Here is a 22,935-nt window from a genome sequence, read left to right as displayed (position 1 = left end):
AAATATGACAACGAAGAATTATGCTCGCTCGGTAAGAGCGAAACTGCTTAATATATCGAAAGAAGAGAATGTCTTCTACCAATCGATATTGACACGATACTTTCAGGAGCGTCTGTTGTACCGTCTGTCGGTAAGTCCATACAAAGAACGCTTTATATTGAAAGGTGGTGCATTACTGTATGCCCATGAGCATTTGAAAGCAAGACCAACATTGGACATAGATTTCCTTGGTCAACAGATTAGCCGTGAGTTGGACAATATCAAGGAGACATTCAGAAATTTATGCGACATAGAATGTCCGGAAGACGGAGTTGTCTTTGAAAAGGACAGCATTAGCGTAGAAGAAATCACTCTCAAAAAAGAATATAATGGTGTGCGAGTGCATGTCAAGGTAGGACTTGACACGGCAAGCCAAGTTATTTCCATGGATGTAGGCTTTGGCGACATCATAACTCCTGCACCCGTTGACCTTTCTTATCCGGTGTTGCTGGACACATTACCAGAAGTTGACATCTTGGCTTACTCTTTAGAGACCGTGGTGGCTGAAAAGTATCAGGCAATGATAGACCATGCGACAGAGAACAGCCGCATGAAAGACTTCTTTGATGTGTACAGAATACTAAAAGCAGGAAATATTGACTTGGACACATTGCAAGAAGCCATCACAGCCACGTTTGAGAATAGAGGCACCGCCATCTCTACGGAATATAGCCTTTTCGAGGATTCTTTTGCGACAGATGCCAAACGAAATATTATGTGGAATAGTTATTTGAAGAAAATCAAATTCAAGGAGCCACTAACCTTCCAAGAAGTTTGGACATATATCACACAGGAACTGAAACAATACATGGAAAAATAACAGTTCACCAAGAATTTGCCAAGCTCTCCGTTTCGGAGGGCTTTTTTTATGCCCTTTTCATAAGCAAAGATTATAAGGATGTAAACGATTGTCTAATAGGGAGAAAGAAAGCATGAGGGAAGCAAAAGTGGAATATGACGATATAGCGGATATACACTGGTGGATGGTGGATCATATTCACTATCTGCCAGCCATGATATATGCTGTATTGTTGATAGATATAGTATCAATCGTTGTCATCATCAAACATAGCAAGGGGCTGGAGCAAGACGAGGTATTGGAACGATTGAAGATAGGATGCAGTGTGGCAGTGTTCCTGCTTGGGATGCTGTTGGTGTATTATATAGCATATCTGTTTTGGTAAGGTGATATGGGAAAGTTTGAAAAACGATAGTTTTCTACGGAGAATATTCATTTTCTCCGCAGAAAACTGTTGTATTGAATTTGGATGTTCAGAAGCAATGAAGCAGGAATCCCCATAACTGATTCTATCTGTAAAGCCATTTCTGTGGATAGTTGTCTTTTCCCAGAAATTGTTTCATTTAAAGCTATCAATTCGATATTAGCTTTTTCTGACAATTGCTCTACAGACAGTCCCGACGCAACAAGCTCGTCGTTTATCAGTTCTCCAACATGAGTGGGCACATAGGGAATGGCGTTTGAAAAATCATATGTAGCCATAATAAAGTACGATCATTAATTATCAACTCTAATATCATTATGAATATTGATATCGTTGTGTACATATCCTCTTTGTTCTAGTAAATCGAGACATTCGGTATATATAGTGCCACGATGTCTAGGGTCTTTTATTGTCACAACGACAACAACGTCTTGCGAAAGTACTTCTCCGTCTCTCTCCAAAGCTTGTACAGCTGCATCACGGTAGAGTCCAGTGAGTTTCAGTGCCCATTTTCTGTTTTCTCCCAATGCCTTTCTCCTGTTAGTGTCAGTCATCTTGGAAAGATCAACATAATACTTCTTGATAGGTTGATATTTATCTCCCTGTTCAATCAGCATACGTTCTTCTGCGAACTCCTTTTTGAAAGCTTTTGAGCTATAAATCGATGCATTGAGTACATTAACGGCATCTTTTGATGTTCTTGACTCATTGCGCATCATACCTTCGCCCAATTGAACATGTTCAACATGGTCATAAGTTTCCAATAGAACATCCACTTGACTTTGGCAATACTCACAACCTTGCCCCGCATTAATTACAGGATTCACAGCCATTGACAATGTAATTTCACCGATGAAATAACCGTTTTCAACCAAACTTTGTGGGTATGGAAAATCCAAAGAAACAATATTTGTTCCTTTCTGTAAAGTCTGATGAAAAACCATAGTGCACTCATCAGCATCGTTGTTAAGCATATCTGTAATAACAGATGGCAAACCGAACCCCATTTCCCTGCGAAGTTCTTCTGGCGTTTTCGATAAACCTACAGGGTAATCAGAGTTGTGAACAAGCAATGCTTTCAAAAGCAAGGGATTGCATTCACCTCCAATCATCTGATTAAGATTAGCAGCCAAAGCTGTAATTCGCGGAGTAGAAAAACTAGTTCCACTCCAGCGGCAAAACTGTCTTCCCCATTCTGAAAACAGGGACAGATGTGTATCCATATTGCCGCCATAGTGCACCAAATCTGGCTTTACTGCATTTTCAACACCAGGACCAATGCGAGAAAAAGGACTTCTGTCATTTTCTTTAGCATCATTATTGGTAGTTTTCTTATGAGCTATAGATCCTACAACGAGACTAAGCAAAGAATCGGCGCCATCAGTAATTCTTTGATTTTCTGCTCTTGGATCAACATTACCTGCAGATTTGCAAATCAAGATTCTGTTGTCTTTCTGCAAGCTGTCCAATGCGATGCCCAAGTCGGAATATCTGTCATTATCTATCGTTTTTGTTGTACCTTGCGAGAGATTCCAGATTTTTATATCTGGATGTTTAGCGATAGCATTTTGAATGTTGGCTACCAACTCGTTTTCGTATATTTGGGTTCTGTCTGTATTGACAATACAACTCTTTATTTTACAAGGTCCACATTTCGTCAAATCTTTATTTTCAAGAAAATCACCATAGTTGATGACACTTGCAACAGCAGTTCCATGACTTCTGTTTATGTCTTCATCTTCCAAATCAGCGATATTATCTTCATCATCAATCATCCAAGGACGCAGGTAATCATTATCGCCAACACCAGAATCCAACAAGCCTACCACAGGATATGTTGCGCCTTCCAATGGTGTCATCACTTCGATGCTGGAGTTGTCTTCGTCTGGGGCAGTTTCAAATTCTATTGTAGGCATTTTTCTAACCGCCAAGACACAATCCATGGATGCAATAGCCTGAAGTGCTTCCTCTGACACATGTTCCAAGGAAAACAAGCGTAAGCTACTAGCATAATTCAGCTCTTCTAATTCAACTCCAAATTCCTTGCATTTTATACTCAAAGCAATACGAGAACGATGATTGTACTCACTATTCAGATAATCAACCAACTGCAGTTTGAGACGGTCATTTTCTTGAATGCTATCATCAACAACAGCCTTGTATCGAGAAATGTTTTCTATTGCAGACAAACCAATCTTTTTGTCTTTCGGCAGATTGGCTGTATTTACCACCTTAAAACCTCGCTCCATTTTCTTCAAATCATTGGCGGTATCAATCTTTACCAAGATTTTACCTACCGATGTGACTCCTAGGACATTTCGTTTAGAGTTTACATCCATCATTTTTCGCACTGCTGGACGATGAGATTTAGCTGTTGCTTTTTTGTTCAGTGTAATCTCTGTAAGCACAGGCATCGTTCTATTTGCATCAGAGAATAATTCTGAGAACAACTCCAATTGATCGTAAACCCTTTCTGCATTAACGGAAATAGCAGTATCATTAACCCACTTTGGTAATTCACTGCCACCACCAGCTTCCGTCAAGAAATTGTCTGTTTCTCCCCTAAAAGATACATTTTGTATAGGATATTCTTTTGCCATAATTCACTATTTTTTAGATAATACATTTCTGACCAATCTTGCACTAATATTTAGTTTTTGTACAATCTTGGCTTGACTAACTCCGTTTGTGTTAAGGAACATGATGAGTTTATCTTGTGCTTCGTCTTTTCCTTCGAACTCAAAGATAGTAACAAGTAAGTCCTCATATTCAATAGCTTTGCTTCCATTGATAACGCCCTTCACTTTTAGTTTGTTAAATATCGTAGAGATGTCAGAGGGAGACATTTTTTTTGTTAAGTCACAAACCGTTTTCATCTTTTGTCCATCCTCTACAAAAGGACAATTGAACCCAGATGTTAAGTCCAAAATTATTTTTTTTCTTGCTTCGTCATCAGGCATTCCGACTTCAATTTTTGTTGTGAAGCGTCTCCAAACGGCCTTGTCTAACAATTCGGGATGGTTTGTTGCTGCAATCAGAACGCAAGAAGTTGGCATGGAGTCAATGTTTTGAAGCAAGCTGTTGATGACACGCTTCAGTTCTCCCAGCTCGTGATTGTCGTCACGTGCCTTGGCTATAGCATCAAATTCGTCAAGAAACAAGATGCATGGCATGCTACTAGCATAGCTGAATATTTTTCTTAAGTTCTTTGCTGTACTACCAAGAAGTGATGAAACAATTCCATCCAATCTTGCTACCACCAATGGTAAATTGGTGTTTTCACTGACATAGTGAGCTATAGAGGTCTTGCCACAACCAGGTGCTCCGTAAAGAAGCATGGACTTAGGCATATTAACCCCTGCCTGTTCCAGTTCGTCACTGTGCCTCACCAACTCAATGAATTCACCTACTTGCCTTCCGACATTATCAGAAAGGACAATATTGGTACGTGTTGAGTCTTCGGGAATTACTTCTACTATTTGCAATTTGCTGTCCGAATCTAAAGGTAACATACGCATGGCATCAGCTGTTGCAGAACTTCTTGTGTTAGAGTTTTGAATTTGCTCTTTGATGCAACGAGCCAATTGAATGTTGCCCTCGGCTTCAAGACGAGTAGCTAAACGATTGGAGTAACTTATGATTTTTCTCCTATCGTTATTCAATCCTCCTTCTATAATTCTTAATATATCTGATGACATATGGCTTGTTATACATGTTATTATTATTTTTTGAATACAAAAGTAATAAAATAAAATCCAATGCGGCAAACATATTGAAACATTAACTCATTTTTAACACAAAACGTACATAAAATCAAAATATCTGTACGAATACCTCTATTTTATGTTATATTTCGTATTAAACAAGTACATATTACAAGATTTAAACAGATAAGGTATTCTATACTTAAAAACATCCGTCTAAGTATAAGGAAGAAATATGCGAAAACTAACAGAAGAAGCTGATTAAAGTATGATTGAGAGTATGATATATGATTATAATTTGAATATATCTTAAACTTTGATGGCCATACTTTACAAAATTCTTTTATGTCGGATTTTACTCTTTACTTTGCACTCGCAACTGGCACTTTTGCCACTGCATAGAGTATAAATCATCAATAAAACAAAGTATTATATGAGTCCATTTTTGATATTCGCCATCAGCCTTACCATTGCATACGCTATTTACTATGCGGTGATGATAACAAGAGACCTGTATGGTAAGAAGGAAGAAGCCAAAAGCAATGAGGAGGTGTTTGACATCAGCAACATAACGGAAGAGGAAGCTGCTGTAGCCGTCAACGAAAGCGATGGTGGCTTTAGCGTTGCCGACAAGCAATACGACACGAGTTTCCAAGACGGCACATCATACGATGAGGGCTATGGCATGGGAACAGAGAACAACGGAATGAGTGGTTATTCTCCAGAAACGGATTCTTCCGGCAGAGAAGATGATGTTGATGAAGACGAAGGAAATGATGTCAACCAACAGAAGCCGAAGAACGCAGCCGAGTCGTTGCAGGAAAAGATGGATGGGCAGATGGAGTCCACTTCTCCCATATGGATAGACGGACTATGGCAGGACGACTTCACGGAGAGCCTATTGAAACAAGGCGAGACAAAACCAGGACAACCAAACATCAAAACAATACCAGTCAAGGATGAAATTTAGCCATATAATAAAGAATGTAATAAGTTCCTTTGTCTTTGCGCTGCTCCCCCTGTCAGCATCAGCCAAATGCGGTAATGTGGACTATAGCTGGGGAGCAGACGCATTGGCAGGGATGCACGACTATGTGGTGACGATGATGCTGTATGTGCTGTATCTGACATACGCTGTCGCTGCTGTGATGGTGATTATATCCGCTTTGCAGATATATATCAAGATGAACACAGGGGAAGATGGAGTTACCAAGTCCATACTGACGCTGATAGGTGCCTGTCTGTTTATGATAGGCGCATCCATCCTGTTCCCGGCATTCTTTGGCTACCAGATTTAAGACTCAACTGCAGAAGAGTATATCATGTGAAAGCGACAACACCTTTCTATATAATTATAATAAGGTGTTTCCAAACGAATCATTAACAAGTAAAACAAGAAAGAATGTTTAAGAAAACAACGAACCATTTGAAGAAGACCGCCAAGAGCGTTCTCTCTTCAGGACGCTTGAAGACATTGGCATTTATGCTCCTTGTGGGCGGTGGCATTGCCATGGCGCAAAACTCGGCAGGTGACTACACAGCAGGAACTACTGCCTTGACAACTGTGACGGAGGAAATAGCCAAATACGTGCCTATTGTGGTCAAGCTCTGTTATGCCATTGCAGGTGTTGTTGCCGTAGTGGGTGCCATCAGCGTTTACATCGCCATGAACAATGAGGAGCAGGATGTCAAGAAGAAGATCATGATGATTGTAGGAGCATGTATCTTCCTCGTGGCAGCAGCACAGGCATTGCCATTGTTCTTCGGTGTGACCAACTAACGAGTGAGAGTTATTCTGTGCATATTCAGTAAGTGAGAAACGACGTGAAGAATGGCAAGAGAAGAGCAGGAAATCCGCTACCAAGACTACCCACTATTTAAGGGACTCCAGAAACCCCTTGAATTCATGGGAATACAGGGGCGGTACATCTATTGGGCAGCAGCCACAGCAGGAGGAGCCATCATCGGCTTCATTGCCGCCTACTGTCTGATAGGTATCATTGCAGGACTGATAGTGTTGGTCGTGGCAATCGCTACGGGTGCAGGTCTCATCATGTTCAAACAACGGAAGGGAATGCATACCAAGAAGAACGACCAAGGAGTGTTTATCTATGCCTACAGCAAGCGCATATAAAAATGTGAAACAAAAAAGTATCGACATGACCAAGATGTGGATGACAAGTAGAAAGTGAACGACTGGTAGGCTCATTCTCCCCCAAGGGTGTGGGCCTACCTTTATTTGTTTCTGCCGAAAGTATCGCATCTTTGATATAAAAGAATGGTTATGAGCATGAAAGCAAAGAACATTATCATTATGGCATTGGCTGGCATATTGCTGACCGCATGCAAGGACAAGACCTACAAGCCACCCACATTGGATGCCATGAGGAGTGCTGACAAGGCAAGAGCTGCTTGGGCGAGAGAGGCAGAAGAACATCCTGCGACCGTGGAAACACAAACAAACAGGATGGATTCCACTGCAAAGGATAGTGTATCAACCCTTTATAGCGAAGAAAGCTACAATACCTCTTATCAAGAGAATGACAACAAATCATCCAGTATGGGAGAAAATCATCAATCATCCGAAGAAACAGAAGAATAAACGAATATGGTACTATATGTAATCTTATTTTTCGTGGCAATCTGCATTGGCATGGCCATATCGGTTTATGCCTTTGGTACTGGTGGCAAGCGGAAGAAAATCTTTCAGGACATCTACTTCTCCGTGGAAGACACGGACGGTATCGGTGTGCTCTATACAAAGACTGGAGAGTATTCTGCCATCCTGAGAATGGAGAACCCAGTGCAGAAGTATTCTGCCAATATAGACAGCTATTATGAGTTCACCAATCTGTTTGCTGCCATCGCACAGACTCTGGGTGAAGGCTATGCCCTGCACAAGCAGGACATTTTTACCAGAAAACAGTTCAAGGATGAGAGTGACAAAGGCCATGAGTTCCTGTCAGAATCCTACTTCCGCTATTTCAACGGAAGAGAATATACAGACAGCATGACCTATCTGACCATTACGCAGGAGAACAAGAAGAGTCGTCTGATGTCTTTCGACAACAAGAAATGGCGAGATTTCTTAGTGAAAATCAGAAAGGTGCAAGACCAGCTGAAGGATGCCGGTATCAAGTCAGAGTTCTTAAACAAACAAGAGGCAAGTCTGTATGTTGACCGTTTCTTTGCCATGAACTTCCGTGACAAGATGGTGAGCATGACAGGATTCAAGGTGTATGACGAGATGATAGGTATGGGTGACAGACGCTGTAAGGTATATAGTCTTGTGGATGTGGATTGCGCCAACTTGCCGACACAAATCCGTCCGTTTACCAACATCGAGGTGAACAACACAAGTATGCCAGTGGATCTGGTAGCATTGGTGGACAGCATTCCTGGTGTGGAGAGTGTGGTGTATAACCAAATCATCTTTGTGCCGAATCAGAAGCGTGAGCTTGCTCTGTTAGACAAAAAGAAGAATCGCCATGCCAGTATGCCCAACCCAAACAATCTGATAGCCGTGGAGGACATCAAGCGAGTGCAGGAGGTGATAGCGAGGGAAAACAAGCTGTTGGTATATACCCACTATAATCTGATAGTGACGGTGAAGCCAGACACGGATATACAAAAGTGTACCAACCATCTGGAAAATGCCTTTGGCAGGATGGGCATCCATATTTCGAAGCGAGCCTACAACCAGTTGGAACTGTTTGTCAACTCTTTCCCCGGCAACTGCTATGGGATGAATGCCGACTACGACCGATTCTTGACCTTGGGCGATGCTGCCACCTGCCTGATGTACAAGGAAAAGATTGTGCATAGCGAGGACACGCCATTCATGGTCTATTATACCGACCGTCAAGGAGTGCCTGTGGCCATCGACATATCAGGGAAAGAGGGACGAAATAAGCTGACCGACAACAGCAACTTCTTTGTCCTCGGTCCTTCGGGAAGCGGCAAGAGTTTTTATGTAAACTCCATGGTGCGCCAAGCCCATGAGCAGGACACCGACATCGTGCTGGTAGATACAGGTAACTCGTATGAGGGACTGTGTGAATACTTCGGCGGAAAATACATTTCCTATACCGAGGAGCATCCTATCACGATGAACCCTTTCAAAATCAAGCGAGAGGAATGGAACATCGAAAAGTTGGGATTCCTGAAAAACCTCGTGATGCTGATATGGAAAGGAAGTCAAGGCACAGTGAGCAAGACCGAAGACAGACTGATAGAACAAGTCATCAACGAGTATTACGATGCCTATTTCACCACCAAGAGAGTGAGCAACCTCTGTTTCAACACTTTCTATGAGTTCAGTACTGAGCGACTGCCGAAGATATGCGAGGAGAACGGTCTGCATGGCATAGACCTGTCATCCTACAACTATCTGTTGAAGGACTTCTATAAAGGAGGCAGCCACGATGTGACACTGAATGAGAATATGGACAGCAGTCTGTTTGATGAGACCTTCATCGTCTTCGAAATCGACAGTATCAAGGATGATCCACTGCTTTTTCCACTGGTGACGCTCATCATCATGGACGTGTTCCTGCAGAAGATGCGCATCAAAAAGAACCGAAAGATGCTCATCATCGAGGAGGCATGGAAAGCCATCGCCTCGCCCATGATGGCGGAATACATAAAATATCTGTATAAGACCGCCAGAAAATTCTGGGCAAGCGTGGGTGTGGTGACGCAGGAGATACAGGACATCATCGGAAGTGAGATAGTTAAGGAAGCCATCATCAACAACTCTGATGTGGTGATGCTGCTCGACCAAAGCAAGTTCAAGGAACGTTTTGACACCATCAAGGCGATACTCGGTTTGACCGATGTGGACTGCAAGAAAATCTTCACCATTAACCGTTTGGAGAATAAGGAAGGGCGCAGTTTCTTCCGTGAAGTGTTCATCAGACGAGGACAGACCAGCAATGTGTATGGTGTGGAGGAACCGCATGAGTGCTATATGACCTACACCACGGAGCGAGCGGAAAAGGAAGCGTTGAAGCTATACAAGCGAGAGTTGAAATGCAATCATCAGCAAGCTATTGAAGCCTATTGCAGGGATTGGGATGCAAGTGGTATCAGCAAGAGCCTCGCCTTTGCTCAAAAGGTAAATCAGGCAGGAAAAGTACTGAATTTAGGGAACGAAAATAAAAAGTAATCAAAGATGAAACGACTTCTATCCATCATAATGCTGATAGTCTGTGTGTTGGCAAAGGCTGACGCACAGTACTACAGCGTGAACTATGACAGGCAGACGGTAGCTGCTATGGCAGCTGCATACGGAACGGAAGCCGTGGCAGAGGCATACTATAACGAGCAGGTGCAGAACATCTTGAAGCATTATAATGCAGCAGAAGTGGCAAGTGCCGGCATCTTCGCCTCAAAATTCTTGGAACGCAAGGCAATGACGGATTTGGGCATCTGGAACAGTTGCACAGAGAACTACTATTACCGCCGTATCTACAACATGGTGTCGGGCAAAATCATGCCGAAGATATGGACGGTGGCAGGAATGATGCTGAAAAGTCCGCAGACTGCCCTGTATTGGGGAACCTATCTGATGAAGATATGTGACGACACCAAGAACCTGTGCATGCAGTTTGAGAGTGTGGTAACAAACAGCACCCTCACATTCTCGGACATCGCCTTTCTACAAATCAACCAGGAGATAGCTGCCATACTGAAACTTTCAGAGATTGGCAACGTGGATTGGAAGAAGATGTTGGACGATTTGTCGAAGGTGCCAGGCAATTTTACAGTGGACAATCTGAAAGCCGACATCGACAATCTGTATAAGGCAGGAGCCAACCTTGCAGGAGCAGGAATGAACAATATCGGCAATGCCCTGTTGCAGAGCAGCCAGTTCAACGACCTCTTCCAAGGCAAGCTCAGTGCAGCCATCGACATTGTGGATAACTATTCCTCGCTGTTCAAAAGTCTCGACAAGAGCGTAGGCAACACCCTCTTGGGAATGATTGGAGGCAAGGACAACGTGGCAGGACTTTTCTCTCTTGCCAACTATAACCTCACCTCATGGATGACGGACTATCTGGATGAGACGGCAGGAAACTACTACACGCAAAGATGGTATATCGCCCGACGAGACCAAGGACGAGAGAAATTGTGCGACTATGTACCGCCCACCGATGACAACAGCATCTTGAAAGGCGACCACTGGTACAGAATCAACACCAAGGATGCCAACTTCTATCCCAACAATAGCCAAAAGGAAGCTATCCTGCAAAACTCGGAGAATCATGCAGGATGGTCAAGAACAAGGGTGCAACAGCTCAACAACCAGAATGATGGCTTTACCTACAGTATCAGCTATTGGTTGAACAGCTACATCATCAGTAGCAAGAAAAAAGGACAGAAACAGAAGGCATACGCCTACGAGATACAGGTGTACAAGAGTTGGAACAAGACAGAAGAAGTGTATGAGGCAGTCTTTGACTCCTATTCGATGGACTTGAACACCTTCAAGGCACAACTGCAAGCCCGGTTGAGCGAATGGAATGACAACGAGGAAGGCTATACCTATTATATAGGCAGTGATGCACGCAACTACTATCAGGCAACCGATGCCGCCAAACTGAAGGGATGCGAGAGCGTGACCATTAGTGTGACATGCAGCGACGGTGTGCAGTTGGGGCAAGGCACCACACAATACAAATGCAAGAGTTGTGGCGGTTCGCTGAATGACCACAGCAAGAAATGCGCCATGACAACATCTGTGACAGAGAACAACCTTGACCTCTCAGATTTGTATAAGCAGGAGCAGGAAGCCAATGCCAAGATAACCTCTTTGCAATCGCAAATCAATCAGTTGGAAGCGGAGAACAAATCACTTGTCAAGCAAATCGCCAATGCAAGTGTGGAAGATGCAGCCAAGTATCGGGAGCAATACAACAAGAACATGGCTTCCATCGAACAACTGAACAAAGAACTTGCCACATGGCAACAGAAACAAAGGAAAATAGAGGAAGCCAAGGCAGAGGCAGGAAAGGACAATGACGTGGCGACGGATGACTACTATCGCATACCAGCCATTATGAACGACTGCAAGAGCGCCTACAACCTGACTTGGCAAGGGGAAGGAACATGGAGCGGCTATACTTACATTCGAAAAGCCACCATGCCCAACATCAACGGCATCATCACCTTCAAGGCAACATTGAAGATTGCCCGAAAGCCGAAATATTTCTTGGGCATCAAGATACACAGAGCCATCCTGCAGATCAGTTGGGAGCTGACATCGGAATACACCAACACCTCGGTAGTGGATGTGATAACGCTTGACCCAAGCAAGACCGAGCAGGAAAAGGCAGACGAAGTGAACAAGCGCATCTCGGAAATCGCACAGGAATATCCATCGTGCAAGATAACCACCGAATATGCTAAGAGCGCACCTGCCGATGACAATAACCCCGATGATACCTTTCATCTGCTATGGTCGAGCGATAGGTTAGAGATAGCCAGAGAGGTGGACAGCAGAATCACCAAGATATACGCAGACTTGGTATCGTTGGAGAAGATGATGCACTACAAGCGCAACATCATCGACGTGCTGATGGACATCGCTCCACATATCAATGCTGACGAAGGACGACGGTTGACACTGGTGGAGAAATGCAAGAAACGTTGGTTGAGAAAAGCTGCCGACACCAAACACTCAGATGACTATCACGGCAAGTTTAATGATGAAGACAATGAAAATGAGTAATAGAAAAGAATACAAGGCTGATGCAGCGGAGAGGGTTGCAGGGCCAGTGAACAAGAAGCGACGAATGGATATTGTGAGAACATTGCTGGTAGCAATCTTGCTCCTCGCCCTCCCCTCTAAAACATTCGCCCAATGGGGATTTGATGTTGCCAGCGTGGAAGCCTACATCAATGACCACAAGAAACAGCGGAGTCTGTTGCTTGCACGAAGCACGTTGGAATACAGCAATAAACTATTGCACAGTTACAGTAAGGACGAGATCAAGGCATACAAGGAACTGAACGTTGACCTTGACAAGTACACCAGGGCATTTGATGTGATAGATGTGCTATATCAAAGTTTACGAACCAGTCTGAACGTGTACTCCACCTACGAGGGTGTGAGCGACAGAATATCGGACTATAAGAAGCTGTTGGATGACTACAACCAAAAAGTCATCAAACGAAAGCGCATCTCGCTTGCCGATACCATACTGATAGGTATTAACCGACGAGCCATAGAGAATATCGCAAATGAAGGCGAATATCTCTACAAAAGCGTGAGCGACTTGGTGCTGTATGCCACAGGAGCGGCAGCGTGTTCCACGGCAGACCTTCTTGTGGTATTGGAAAGCATCAACACCTCGCTTGACAATATAGAGAAGCATCTGAACAAAAGCTACTTTGAGTCGTGGCGATATATCCAAGTGCGCATCGGCTATTGGAAAGAAAAGGTTTACCGAACCAAAAGCAAGCAGCAAATACTGGAAGATGCCTTCGGTCGGTGGAGAGTGGCAGGTAAACTCGGATATTAGTTAAGTGAAGAGTGAAGTATGAAGAATTCATTTGTTAGCAAATAGTGAGAGTTAGTAACCCTTATATAATAATGTATAGACATGGATAGAAAGAAAACAAAGGCAGGAGCTATATTACTATTATTGGGCATAGCCATGACAGGCAATGCCCAGAGTTATGTGACATACAATCATGACAGTTCGAAAAAGAACCAGATAACGGTAATGGAAATCGGTAGCGGAAGTCTGTCACCAGAATTGTACTATCAGTTACTGCACAGCAGTTACAAGAAATCGGCTGCGAGTAAGAACAAACTCGGTTTTCGTACCACGGCAGGAATCGGAGCTTACAATCAAGTGGAATATGCCGAAGCCATCGACTCTGCCCTGACCAAAAGAGCAGAGATTGAGGCGTTGAATATGGCAGACCGTCAGATTGACCTCGCCTGGAAAGTGGAAGGAAGCAAAATCAACAGCAAGATGAATGCCTTCAAGAGCAACATCGACCGCATCCTGCCTGTAGGCGGATCCATCGGTGACAACCAACGCTGGACAGAATGCTATCATGTCTATGAGACAGCCATCAAAGCCACCAAGGATGCCTATATGCCCAATGCCAAGCGTAAGAAGATGTACCTACAGATTTATGCAGATGTGGCAAAACAGAACGAGACACTTGTGAAGCAACTGGTGCAGATGTCGAATGCCAGCAAGACCAAGGAATTGTTGACAGCAAACGGTAACTACCAGACCGCCAACAAACGAAGTATCATCAGCAGTGCATCCAGCAAATGGCGAGAGGCAGGAATGGCAGTGAGAAACAACACATCTTCTGGCAGTAATAACGGCTCGAATGAGGATGACAATGATTTGAAAATAAACAGATAAGGAGTTATGGCAGACAACAGTAGCATATTATCCGACTTCGGCATCAATATCTTGGAAGAAGAGATTGATGACGTGATTTTCCAGACCAACGAGTTTCTGTGCGACGCTACTTTTACAGGCTCAAACGGACCTTTTTGGTGGGTCGTCCAGATGTGTATGGCATTAGCCGCCCTCTTCTCTATCGTGGTGGCAGCGAACATGGCCTACAAGATGATGGTGAAGCATGAGCCACTGGATGTGATGAAACTATTCAAGCCATTGGTGATAAGCATCATCCTCTGTTGGTGGTACCCACCTGCCGATACAGGCATGACGAACAGTGGCAGCAATTGGTGCGTACTGGACTTTCTGAGTTACATACCAAACTCCATTGGAAGTTATACCCATGACCTATATGAGGCGGAAGCCACACAGATAGAGGACAAGTTTACGGAAGTTCAGCAGCTCATCTACACCAGAGACACGATGTACACCAACGTACAAGCCCAGGCAGACATTGCCCATAAGGGAACAACAGACCCGAATCTGGTGGAATCGACCATGGAGCAGACAGGTGTGGATGAAGTGACCAACATGGAAAAGGACGCAGCCAAGCTGTGGTTTACCTCACTGACTGCAGGAGCCGTAGTGAACATCGACAAGATAGTAATGCTGATAGCATTGATTGTGTTTCGTATCGGTTGGTGGAGTACCATCTATTGCCAACAGATACTATTGGGAATGCTGACGATATTCGGACCGATACAATGGGCATTCTCGCTATTGCCGAAATGGGAAAGCAGTTGGGCGAAGTGGCTGACAAGGTATCTGACCGTGCATTTCTATGGAGCCATGCTCTACTTCGTAGGATTCTACGTACTGCTGCTCTTTGATATTGTGCTCTGCATACAGGTGGAGAACCTGACGGCTATTACCGCCAGTGAGCAGACGATGGCAGCATATCTGCAAAACTCGTTCTTCTCGGCAGGGTATCTGATGGCAGCAAGTATCGTGGCATTGAAGTGTCTGAACTTGGTTCCAGACCTTGCGGCATGGATGATACCAGAGGGCGATACTGCCTTCTCCACCAGAAACTTCGGTGAGGGTGTGGCACAGCAAGCCAAAATGTCGGCACAGGGAACATTGGCGCATGTTGTTCATTAAAGGTAAAAAGGTAAAAGAGTAAAAAGGTAAAAACGAAATAGCAATGGTAATCAAGAATTTAGAGAATAAGGTGAAGTTGGTGACTATCATCTGTAGTCTGTTTCTGGTTGGGTGCGTGCTGATAAGTATCAGTAGCATCTGGACGGCGAAGAATATGGTGGTGGATGCACAGAACAAAATCTATGTATTGGATGGCAACGTGCCAATTCTGGTGCAGCGTACGACGATGGATGAGACACTGGATGTGGAAGCAAAGAGTCATATCGAGATGTTCCATCACTACTTCTTTACGTTGGCACCTGATGACAAGTACATCAAATACACGATGGAGAAAGCCATGTACCTGGTGGATGAGACTGGATTGGCACAGTACAATACGCTAAAGGAGAAGGGATTCTACTCCAACATCATGGGAACGAGTGCCGTGTTCAGCATCTTCTGTGACAGCATCAAGTTTGACAAGGAGAAGATGGAGTTTACCTATTACGGCAGACAGCGCATCGAGCGCAGAACCAATGTGTTGACCCGTGAACTGGTGACGGCAGGACAACTGAAACGAGTTCCGAGGACTGACAACAACCCACATGGATTGCTGATAGTGAACTGGAGAACCTTGCTCAACAAGGATATTGACCAGAAGACAAAGTCGAACTATTAAAGGTAAAAGGGTAAAGAAGTAAAAAGGTAAAAAAAGAAATAACGATGAACACAAAAGGATTTAAGCAGATGCTCGTTGGGGAGAAGATGCCCGACAAGGATGACCCCAAATACAAGGAACGCTATGAGCGAGACGTGAGAGCCGGAAGAAAGTTTGCCAAGATGTGCAGAATTGACAAGGCGGCAGCTAAGGTACAGAGGTTTGCCGACCTGCACAAGACACTGTTCCTGGTCATCGTGTTCGGTTTTGTAGGTGTGAGTTTCAGTTTCAACATCTATCGCATGGCAAGAGCTTATCATTATCAGGGAGAGCGACGCACCGCCACGGAGCGACAGGACTCCTTGATAAAGGCTCGCCATCAGAATATGGGGAATGCAAAGAATATAGTAAGAACCAATGAGGATGCACGCCATCCTTATAAAGACAAATAACGATGAAGCTGACAGAAAGAATCAATTTCAGACAACCCAAGTACATGCTACCTGCGATTGTCTATCTCCCACTGCTCGGTGCATCCTACTTTATCTTCGACCTCTTTGATACTAAGGTTGCGGAGAAGCAGGATGCCAATATGCAGACCACGGAATATCTGAATCCGAACCTGCCACAAGCCCATATTAAGGGAGGTGACGGTATTGGAGGCAAGTATGAGAACATGTTGAACGCCTACGGCAAGATAGAAGACCATAGTGCCGTGGAGAATATAGACCGAGACAATGAGCAAGAAAAAGAAGAATACCAAAGCAAATATTCGGATGCAGAACTGCAACAGTTGGATGCCGAAGCCAAGAGGCAAGCAGAAATGGAAAAACAGAGAGAAGCGCAAGAAGCCCATGAGCGACAAAGAGAGAACGAGGCGTTGGCAGAGCTGAACAAGGCACTTGCCGAAGCAAGGCTGAAGGGACAGCAAGCCACGCAACAGAACTCATCGTCTTCAGCAACAGCATCCGATGAAACAACAGCTACAGCCAAGGGCGGTATCAACATTGAAGGCAAAATCAAGGTAAATGAGAATGCCCGAAAGGAAGCGGACGAGAACGACAAGCCAAGCGAAGTGGTGAAAAAGGTGAAGACATCATCGGATTACTTCAATACATTGGCAGTGAATGAGAAAGAGCCTGCACTAATTAAGGCTATCATTGACGAGAATATCAAGGCGATGGACGGAAGCCGTGTCCGCTTGCGACTGCTTGATGATGTGGAAATCGGAGAAATGGTGGTGAAGAAAGGGGCATACCTGTATGCCACCATGAGCGGTTTCAGTTCGCAACGAGTGAAAGGCACGGTGAAAAGTGTGCTGGTGGACGATGAGATAGTGAAAATAAATCTGTCACTCTATGACACAGACGGCATGGAAGGCTTGTATGTGCCAAGCAGCCAGTTCCGTGAGACCAGCAAGGATGTGGCAAGCGGAGCCGTGACCGGCAATGTGGATATGAATACCACCAATACTGGCAGCAGTTTTTCACAATGGGGCATGCAGACCATGCAGAATGCCTATCAGAAAACAAGCAATGCCATAGGCAAGGCTATCAAGAAGAACAAGGTGAAACTGAAATATGGCACCTTTGTGTACTTGATAAACAGCAAAGACACCAAGAGTAAGTAAACATCAACATCCAAAGAATACGAATACGAATATGAATATCAAGAAGACTATTGGCACACTGATTATGTGTGCAATAAGTGCCACTCCAATGATGGCACAACAGACCAGTGCGGAGAGCTATCAGCCCTGCACCTATCAGGAAATGGAGCAACTGACTGTGAACGAGCAAGTAACTACCGTCATCACTGCAAGTGAACCCATCCGCTTTGTGGACATATCCACTGACAAGATAGCAGGAGACCAACCCATCAACAATACTGTGCGTCTGAAACCCAAGGAGGGAATGCATGAAGATGGTGAAGTGCTTGCCATCGTGACCATTGTGACGGAGCGATACCGCACACAATATGCGCTGCTCTATACCACAAGACTACAAGAGGCAGTGACGGATAAGGAGATACAACAGATAGAGAAGAATGCCTATAACAATCCTGCGGTCACATTGTCCTCTACGGACATGGCTCGTTATGCTCGTCAGATTTGGAGTTCGGAAGCCCATGTGAACAATGTGAAGACCAAAGCGCATAAAATGGTGATGCGACTGAACAACATCTATTCATCGGGCGACTATTTCTTCTTGGACTTCTCGGTGGAGAACAAGACGGACATACCGTTTGACATAGACCAAATACGATTGAAGCTGACGGACAAGAAGACCACAAAGGCAACCAACTCACAGATGGTAGAGTTGCATCCAGTCTTCACGTTGGAGCAGACCAAGCGATTCCGTTATGGCTACCGCAATGTGATAGTCATTCGGAAAATGACATTCCCGAATGACAAGCAATTAACCATCGAAATGACGGAGAACCAAATCAGCGGTCGCACCATCTCACTGAAGATAAACTATAGCGATGTGCTGTCAGCCGACTCTTTCAATCCGATTTTTCTGAAATAGAGCTACGCTAAATGATTCAGAATAGGCAGTTGAAGACAACGCTCTATCTTAGCCAAGGTTTCGAGGGATAGGTTTTCCTGTCCTTTGAGTACCTTGGAAACATATTGCTGGCTACAGCCCATGAGTTCAGACAATCGCTTTTGGGTCATACCCAATTCCTCCATCTTGTCGAGCATCATCATTGCAATGTGCTGAGAATAGCGAAGCCATGATTTGTTAGCCATGCGCCACTTTGCATTCTCACGCCATTTGGATGGAGTTGAAGACTGATGTTCTCTCAGTTTGGAAACGATTTCGTTTGTAGTTCTCATAATAACCTCCTTTCTATATGATTTCATTTAAGAAGTCCATGAAGGAATCCTTGTCGGCAATATCGTTGTCAAGTAAGAAACGTCTCACCTTTTCCATTCGGGCGAGTTCCACCAAAGTATGTTCACGTTCCTGCATGGTACGAGTCAACTTGATTGCACCGCCAGTGATAATGTAAATACCCGGTTCGAGTTTGATAGCATAGATGCGGAGCCAAGAAGCATGACGTGGCGTATTATGCAAGCGTGCCTTCTCTTTGCCCAACAACATTTCCGAAGTACGACTATTCTCCAATGGGCGGAAAATCTTGTCAAGGTCAGCATCAGGAGAAATATCCATGATGAGACATTGCAAGCGTTCGCTATCTTCAATCGTATCATAGATGGCTTGATTGACATCAGTGATTTTGAAGTAGGATGCCAAATCATCAATGTTATGCTTGAAGAAGCTACGCAACCATGTAACATCGTTCCATTGCCCAAGAATTGAGTCAAGAACGTTGTCGAGGCAGTCATCATATCTGACAGCCCAAAGGTGCTCGTTTTCTGTAATCAGGTCGAATGTCATAATCTTATTGTTTTATAGTGCGAAGATACAACAAATAATTGAGAAATACAACTTATAGGTTGATTATTTAAGAATATTTATGGAAGAAAGCAAGGAGCTACAAGGATTTTACAAGATATTCAGGGCGGTCATCTACATATCCGTGTTGATGGAGTTCTTTGAGTATGCCATAGACCCAAGGGCGATAGACGGCTTTGGCGGTGTGGTGTGCGACCTGCACGACCGCATCAAACAGTGGTTTATCTACCATGACGGGAACCTGGTGTATAGCAAGGTGGTGACATTCCTCTTGGTGTGCATCACCTGTGTAGGTACGAGAAACAAGAAACACTTGGAATTTGATGCCCGAAGGCAGGTGCTGTACCCCTTGGTGAGTGGCGTGCTGCTGTTGATATTGTCCGTGTGGCTCTTCGGCTATGTGATGGACACTCGTCTCTATACCCTAAGATTGAACACCATTCTTTATATGGTGGCAACCATCATCGGAACAGTACTGGTGCATGTAGCCTTGGATAATATATCGAAGTTTCTGAAGGAAGGACTGATGAAAGACCGTTTTAATTTTGAGAACGAGAGTTTCGAGCAGTGCCAGAAGGAGGAATACAACAAATACAGCGTGAATATCCCCATGCGCTACTACTATAAGGGTAAGTTCCGCAAGGGATGGGTGAACATCGTGAACCCTTTCCGAGGTACATGGGTTGTGGGTACTCCTGGTAGCGGTAAGACTTTTTCTATTATCGAGCCGTTCATCCGTCAGCACAGTGCAAAAGGCTTTGCCATGGTCGTTTACGACTACAAGTTCCCAACCTTGGCAACCAAACTGTACTACCACTACAAGAAGAACCAACAGCTGGGCAAACTGCCAGAAGGCTGTAAGTTCAACATCATCAACTTTGTGGATGTGGAATACTCCAAGCGAGTGAACCCAATACAGCAGAAGTACATCAATAACCTGGCAGCAGCGAGCGAAACAGCGGAAACCCTGCTTGAATCACTGCAAAAAGGTAAGAAAGAAGGCGGAGGCGGTAGCGACCAGTTCTTCCAGACCTCAGCCGTCAATTTCCTCGCCGCCTGTATCTACTTCTTCATCAACTATGGAAAGGAACCATACGACAAGGAAGGAAAGATGCTGATAGCAGAGAAAGTACTTGACCCGAAGACCATGCAGATGAAGCCGACTGGTAAGGTGTTTAACCATGCAGGAGAAGAAGTGGAGCCAGCCTATTGGTTGGGCAAGTATAGCGATATGCCCCATATTCTGAGTTTCCTGAATGAAAGCTATCAGACCGTCTTCAATGTATTGGAGACCGATAATGAGGTGGCTCCATTGCTCGGTCCATTCCAAACCGCCTTGAAGAATAAGGCGATGGAGCAGTTGGAAGGTATGATAGGTACACTGCGTGTCTATACCTCACGCCTTGCCACCAAGGAAAGCTATTGGATATTCCATAAGGACGGAGATGACTTTGACCTGAAGGTCAGTGACCCGAAGAACCCCAGTTATCTGCTGATAGCCAATGATCCAGAGATGGAGAGCATCATCGGAGCATTGAACGCCCTAATCCTCAACCGATTGGTGACACGAGTGAACACAGGGCAAGGCAAAAACATCCCTGTGAGCATCATTGTGGACGAGTTGCCTACACTCTACTTCCATAAGATAGACAGACTGATAGGTACCGCCCGAAGCAATAAGGTGAGTGTTGCCTTAGGATTTCAGGAACTGCCTCAGTTGGAAGCCGACTATGGAAAGGTTGGTATGCAGAAGATCATCACCACCGTAGGCAACGTGGTAAGCGGTTCGGCACGAAGCAAGGAAACACTGGAATGGCTTTCCTCCGACATCTTTGGTAAGGTGGTGCAACTGAAGAAAGGCGTGACCATCGACAGAGACAAGACGAGCATCAATCTGAATGAGAACATGGACAGTCTTGTTCCTGCCTCCAAAATTTCGGATATGCCGACAGGATGGATCTGCGGACAGACCGCAAGAGACTTTGTGGCTACCAAGACAGGTATGAATGGCAGTATGAACATACAGGAGAGCGACGAGTTCAAGACCAGTAAGTTCTATTGCAAGACCGACTTCGATATGGCAGACATCAAGAAAGAAGAAAGCGAGTATATGCCACTACCCAAGTTCTACACCTTCAAGAGCCGTGATGAGCGTGAGCGCATCCTCTATAAGAACTTCGTGCAAGTCGGTGAGGACGTGAAAGCCATGATAGCAGAGATATTCAATAAGAAGAATGCCAAGTGACAAGCCAATGACACCCCAAAAAACAAAACAAGAACAACATCCATGACGAAAAAGACAAGAACATACATCATCCTAACACTCTTGTTACTGTGCCAGAGCATCATGGCGCAGAACAAGACACCCACCAACGACAGCCCAAGCCAAGCCGACTTGGGCATTTTCGCTTTGCCTCCCTTTGAGCGAGCCGTGCGCTGTATCAAGTATTACGAGGGATGGCACGATATCAAGCGCAACTATCCCTATATCGGGTGGGGACACCGGATATTGCCGCACGAGAAGTTCAAGAAGAATCTCACTTATCGGCAAGCTGATTCTCTATTGTGCTCAGACCTCACCAAACTATGCACCATGTTCCGCAAGTATGGCAAGGACTCACTACTCCTTGCCGTACTTGCCTATAATGTCGGACCCTATAAGATATTAGGGAACAAAAGATTTCCCAAGAGCCGCCTCCTGCAAAAGATTGAGCGAGGAATGCGTGACATTGAGAAAGACTACCTTGACTTTTGCAGATGGAGAGGCAAGCATATACCGTCCATCAGAAGGCGGAGAATGGCGGAACTTCAACTTATATACATCCCATAAAAAAGCAATAGTACTTTATCGGTCATTGAAGTAGTACTTCATTGCTTGTCGAAGTTATACTTCATCGGTACTTGAAGTATATAGCCTAACACAGCATACAAAAAACGCATAAAACAGGTATTTGCGTATGTAAAAATTCTGAGATATTAAAGAATTTAGACTTAAATAGTCTTAAATTTGCATGTCTGTATTGATATTTCCTGCCATTTCTTGTCTTTTCTCAATAAATTTTCGTATTTTTGCAGTCGGATTGTATAGCCAGACCGCAGTTGTCGCTGTAAGACGAGTTCTTTCATGATAACCGAGTCGGCAGCCTACGCCGTGCAGAGTGTAGTGAAGTCAACCATGACATATCTATACGAAAGCGGGCTTTGGGTGGGAAGACAATCCAGACATAATGGAAGGCGTTTATCGACGCTGTGTTTAAGACTTCCTGTAATCTAGCAAATTAACAGTTAATCATAGTCTTGAATATGGTCAACGGTAGATGTCCCGGGTGTGATTATTTCAATCCCGTGGAGACCTTGTAAGCATAGATTGTACCC

23 protein-coding genes are annotated in these 22,935 nt (G+C 44.4%); 18 read left to right on the top strand and 5 right to left on the bottom strand.

The annotated features are described in order from the left end of the window. The first annotated feature begins 4 nt into the window (after nt 1-4). Nucleotides 5-859, top strand: coding sequence for a nucleotidyl transferase AbiEii/AbiGii toxin family protein (locus tag KSW37_RS02965; RefSeq protein WP_022328238.1), 855 nt, complete (start codon nt 5-7; stop codon nt 857-859). Between the two features lie 112 nt (nt 860-971). After that, nucleotides 972-1,223, top strand: a complete 252-nt coding sequence (locus tag KSW37_RS02960; protein ID WP_071122663.1) for a hypothetical protein — start codon at nt 972-974, stop codon at nt 1,221-1,223. A gap of 47 nt (nt 1,224-1,270) precedes the next feature. On the opposite strand, the gene KSW37_RS02955 is transcribed toward KSW37_RS02960, so the two are convergent. From KSW37_RS02955 to KSW37_RS02945, 3 genes are read right to left on the bottom strand one after another with little or no spacing between them, the layout of a single operon-like run. Then, complete coding sequence (locus tag KSW37_RS02955) at nt 1,271-1,540, bottom strand: helix-turn-helix transcriptional regulator (protein WP_071122662.1); 270 nt, start codon at nt 1,538-1,540, stop codon at nt 1,271-1,273. Between the two features lie 15 nt (nt 1,541-1,555). After that, nucleotides 1,556-3,862, bottom strand: coding sequence for a S8 family peptidase (locus KSW37_RS02950; protein ID WP_071122661.1), 2,307 nt, complete (start codon nt 3,860-3,862; stop codon nt 1,556-1,558). A gap of 6 nt (nt 3,863-3,868) precedes the next feature. Next, nucleotides 3,869-4,960 carry an AAA family ATPase gene (locus tag KSW37_RS02945; RefSeq protein WP_125104700.1) on the bottom strand — a complete coding sequence of 364 codons (1,092 nt, stop codon included), beginning with the start codon at nt 4,958-4,960 and terminating at the stop codon, nt 3,869-3,871. A gap of 439 nt (nt 4,961-5,399) precedes the next feature. Here KSW37_RS02945 and KSW37_RS02940 point away from each other — a divergent pair, with 439 nt between their 5' ends. From KSW37_RS02940 to traN, 14 genes are all read left to right on the top strand, one after another. Then, nucleotides 5,400-5,936 (top strand): hypothetical protein, encoded by a 537-nt coding sequence (locus KSW37_RS02940; protein ID WP_010537136.1) that lies wholly within the window; start codon nt 5,400-5,402, stop codon nt 5,934-5,936. Next, nucleotides 5,926-6,264 (top strand): DUF4134 domain-containing protein, encoded by a 339-nt coding sequence (locus KSW37_RS02935; protein WP_217313257.1) that lies wholly within the window; start codon nt 5,926-5,928, stop codon nt 6,262-6,264. Before KSW37_RS02940 ends, KSW37_RS02935 begins: the two co-directional genes overlap by 11 nt. Nucleotides 6,265-6,368: 104 nt before the next feature. Then, nucleotides 6,369-6,746, top strand: coding sequence for a DUF4134 domain-containing protein (locus KSW37_RS02930; RefSeq protein ID WP_217313256.1), 378 nt, complete (start codon nt 6,369-6,371; stop codon nt 6,744-6,746). A 51-nt stretch (nt 6,747-6,797) separates the two neighbouring features. Further along, nucleotides 6,798-7,100: a DUF4133 domain-containing protein gene (locus KSW37_RS02925; RefSeq protein ID WP_153138108.1), complete on the top strand. Its 303-nt coding sequence runs from the start codon at nt 6,798-6,800 to the stop codon at nt 7,098-7,100. A gap of 150 nt (nt 7,101-7,250) precedes the next feature. Further along, nucleotides 7,251-7,568, top strand: a complete 318-nt coding sequence (locus tag KSW37_RS02920) for a hypothetical protein (RefSeq protein WP_022121903.1) — start codon at nt 7,251-7,253, stop codon at nt 7,566-7,568. A gap of 6 nt (nt 7,569-7,574) precedes the next feature. Beyond that, a complete protein-coding gene (locus tag KSW37_RS02915; protein WP_217313255.1) occupies nt 7,575-10,133 on the top strand; it encodes a TraG family conjugative transposon ATPase in 2,559 nt (852 codons plus the stop codon). A gap of 6 nt (nt 10,134-10,139) precedes the next feature. After that, nucleotides 10,140-12,698 carry a hypothetical protein gene (locus tag KSW37_RS02910; RefSeq protein WP_217313254.1) on the top strand — a complete coding sequence of 853 codons (2,559 nt, stop codon included), beginning with the start codon at nt 10,140-10,142 and terminating at the stop codon, nt 12,696-12,698. Nucleotides 12,699-12,762: 64 nt separating this feature from the next. Beyond that, nucleotides 12,763-13,491 (top strand): hypothetical protein, encoded by a 729-nt coding sequence (locus tag KSW37_RS02905; RefSeq protein WP_254359436.1) that lies wholly within the window; start codon nt 12,763-12,765, stop codon nt 13,489-13,491. A gap of 81 nt (nt 13,492-13,572) precedes the next feature. Continuing rightward, a complete protein-coding gene (locus tag KSW37_RS02900; RefSeq protein WP_217313253.1) occupies nt 13,573-14,358 on the top strand; it encodes a DUF5045 domain-containing protein in 786 nt (261 codons plus the stop codon). Between the two features lie 6 nt (nt 14,359-14,364). Next, nucleotides 14,365-15,501, top strand: coding sequence for a hypothetical protein (locus KSW37_RS02895; protein ID WP_094881039.1), 1,137 nt, complete (start codon nt 14,365-14,367; stop codon nt 15,499-15,501). A gap of 43 nt (nt 15,502-15,544) precedes the next feature. Next, nucleotides 15,545-16,159 carry a conjugative transposon protein TraK gene (traK, locus tag KSW37_RS02890; RefSeq protein WP_217313252.1) on the top strand — a complete coding sequence of 205 codons (615 nt, stop codon included), beginning with the start codon at nt 15,545-15,547 and terminating at the stop codon, nt 16,157-16,159. Between the two features lie 44 nt (nt 16,160-16,203). After that, nucleotides 16,204-16,590 carry a hypothetical protein gene (locus tag KSW37_RS02885; RefSeq protein WP_217313251.1) on the top strand — a complete coding sequence of 129 codons (387 nt, stop codon included), beginning with the start codon at nt 16,204-16,206 and terminating at the stop codon, nt 16,588-16,590. A 2-nt stretch (nt 16,591-16,592) separates the two neighbouring features. Then, the gene (gene traM / locus KSW37_RS02880; protein ID WP_217313250.1) at nt 16,593-17,768 is read left to right on the top strand and encodes a conjugative transposon protein TraM; all 1,176 of its coding nucleotides are present in this window, start codon (nt 16,593-16,595) and stop codon (nt 17,766-17,768) included. Nucleotides 17,769-17,799: 31 nt separating this feature from the next. Then, entirely contained in the window at nt 17,800-18,666 is an 867-nt protein-coding gene (traN, locus tag KSW37_RS02875) for a conjugative transposon protein TraN (RefSeq protein ID WP_217313249.1), read from the top strand. Nucleotides 18,667-18,668: 2 nt separating this feature from the next. On the opposite strand, the gene KSW37_RS02870 is transcribed toward traN, so the two are convergent. Further along, on the bottom strand, nt 18,669-18,977 hold the full coding sequence (locus KSW37_RS02870; protein WP_254364547.1) for a helix-turn-helix domain-containing protein: 309 nt from the start codon (nt 18,975-18,977) through the stop codon (nt 18,669-18,671). A gap of 13 nt (nt 18,978-18,990) precedes the next feature. After that, complete coding sequence (locus KSW37_RS02865) at nt 18,991-19,542, bottom strand: hypothetical protein (RefSeq protein WP_217313247.1); 552 nt, start codon at nt 19,540-19,542, stop codon at nt 18,991-18,993. A 79-nt stretch (nt 19,543-19,621) separates the two neighbouring features. Between KSW37_RS02865 and KSW37_RS02860 the strand changes: the two genes are divergently transcribed. Together KSW37_RS02860 and KSW37_RS02855 are read left to right on the top strand one after the other, a co-directional pair. After that, nucleotides 19,622-21,805, top strand: coding sequence for a type IV secretory system conjugative DNA transfer family protein (locus KSW37_RS02860; RefSeq protein WP_217313246.1), 2,184 nt, complete (start codon nt 19,622-19,624; stop codon nt 21,803-21,805). A gap of 42 nt (nt 21,806-21,847) precedes the next feature. Continuing rightward, on the top strand, nt 21,848-22,390 hold the full coding sequence (locus KSW37_RS02855) for a glycoside hydrolase family protein (RefSeq protein ID WP_217313245.1): 543 nt from the start codon (nt 21,848-21,850) through the stop codon (nt 22,388-22,390). Nucleotides 22,391-22,935: the final 545 nt, after the last annotated feature.

This window comes from Segatella copri, assembly GCF_019127135.1.
Lineage (GTDB): Bacteria > Bacteroidota > Bacteroidia > Bacteroidales > Bacteroidaceae > Prevotella.
Note: the sequence above shows the minus strand (reverse complement) of the source record. Positions and strands in the feature narration are given on the sequence as shown.

Bases quoted from the DNA above. Each gene is read 5' to 3' on its own strand.
- KSW37_RS02965 (WP_022328238.1), top strand. From the start codon at position 5: ATGACAACGAAGAATTATGCTCGCTCGGTAAGAGCGAAACTGCTTAAT.
- KSW37_RS02960 (WP_071122663.1), top strand. From the start codon at position 972: ATGAGGGAAGCAAAAGTGGAATATGACGATATAGCGGATATACACTGG.
- KSW37_RS02955 (WP_071122662.1), bottom strand. From the start codon at position 1,540: ATGGCTACATATGATTTTTCAAACGCCATTCCCTATGTGCCCACTCAT.
- KSW37_RS02950 (WP_071122661.1), bottom strand. From the start codon at position 3,862: ATGGCAAAAGAATATCCTATACAAAATGTATCTTTTAGGGGAGAAACA.
- KSW37_RS02945 (WP_125104700.1), bottom strand. From the start codon at position 4,960: ATGTCATCAGATATATTAAGAATTATAGAAGGAGGATTGAATAACGAT.
- KSW37_RS02940 (WP_010537136.1), top strand. From the start codon at position 5,400: ATGAGTCCATTTTTGATATTCGCCATCAGCCTTACCATTGCATACGCT.
- KSW37_RS02935 (WP_217313257.1), top strand. From the start codon at position 5,926: ATGAAATTTAGCCATATAATAAAGAATGTAATAAGTTCCTTTGTCTTT.
- KSW37_RS02930 (WP_217313256.1), top strand. From the start codon at position 6,369: ATGTTTAAGAAAACAACGAACCATTTGAAGAAGACCGCCAAGAGCGTT.
- KSW37_RS02925 (WP_153138108.1), top strand. From the start codon at position 6,798: ATGGCAAGAGAAGAGCAGGAAATCCGCTACCAAGACTACCCACTATTT.
- KSW37_RS02920 (WP_022121903.1), top strand. From the start codon at position 7,251: ATGAGCATGAAAGCAAAGAACATTATCATTATGGCATTGGCTGGCATA.
- KSW37_RS02915 (WP_217313255.1), top strand. From the start codon at position 7,575: ATGGTACTATATGTAATCTTATTTTTCGTGGCAATCTGCATTGGCATG.
- KSW37_RS02910 (WP_217313254.1), top strand. From the start codon at position 10,140: ATGAAACGACTTCTATCCATCATAATGCTGATAGTCTGTGTGTTGGCA.
- KSW37_RS02905 (WP_254359436.1), top strand. From the start codon at position 12,763: ATGGATATTGTGAGAACATTGCTGGTAGCAATCTTGCTCCTCGCCCTC.
- KSW37_RS02900 (WP_217313253.1), top strand. From the start codon at position 13,573: ATGGATAGAAAGAAAACAAAGGCAGGAGCTATATTACTATTATTGGGC.
- KSW37_RS02895 (WP_094881039.1), top strand. From the start codon at position 14,365: ATGGCAGACAACAGTAGCATATTATCCGACTTCGGCATCAATATCTTG.
- traK (WP_217313252.1), top strand. From the start codon at position 15,545: ATGGTAATCAAGAATTTAGAGAATAAGGTGAAGTTGGTGACTATCATC.
- KSW37_RS02885 (WP_217313251.1), top strand. From the start codon at position 16,204: ATGAACACAAAAGGATTTAAGCAGATGCTCGTTGGGGAGAAGATGCCC.
- traM (WP_217313250.1), top strand. From the start codon at position 16,593: ATGAAGCTGACAGAAAGAATCAATTTCAGACAACCCAAGTACATGCTA.
- traN (WP_217313249.1), top strand. From the start codon at position 17,800: ATGAATATCAAGAAGACTATTGGCACACTGATTATGTGTGCAATAAGT.
- KSW37_RS02870 (WP_254364547.1), bottom strand. From the start codon at position 18,977: ATGAGAACTACAAACGAAATCGTTTCCAAACTGAGAGAACATCAGTCT.
- KSW37_RS02865 (WP_217313247.1), bottom strand. From the start codon at position 19,542: ATGACATTCGACCTGATTACAGAAAACGAGCACCTTTGGGCTGTCAGA.
- KSW37_RS02860 (WP_217313246.1), top strand. From the start codon at position 19,622: ATGGAAGAAAGCAAGGAGCTACAAGGATTTTACAAGATATTCAGGGCG.
- KSW37_RS02855 (WP_217313245.1), top strand. From the start codon at position 21,848: ATGACGAAAAAGACAAGAACATACATCATCCTAACACTCTTGTTACTG.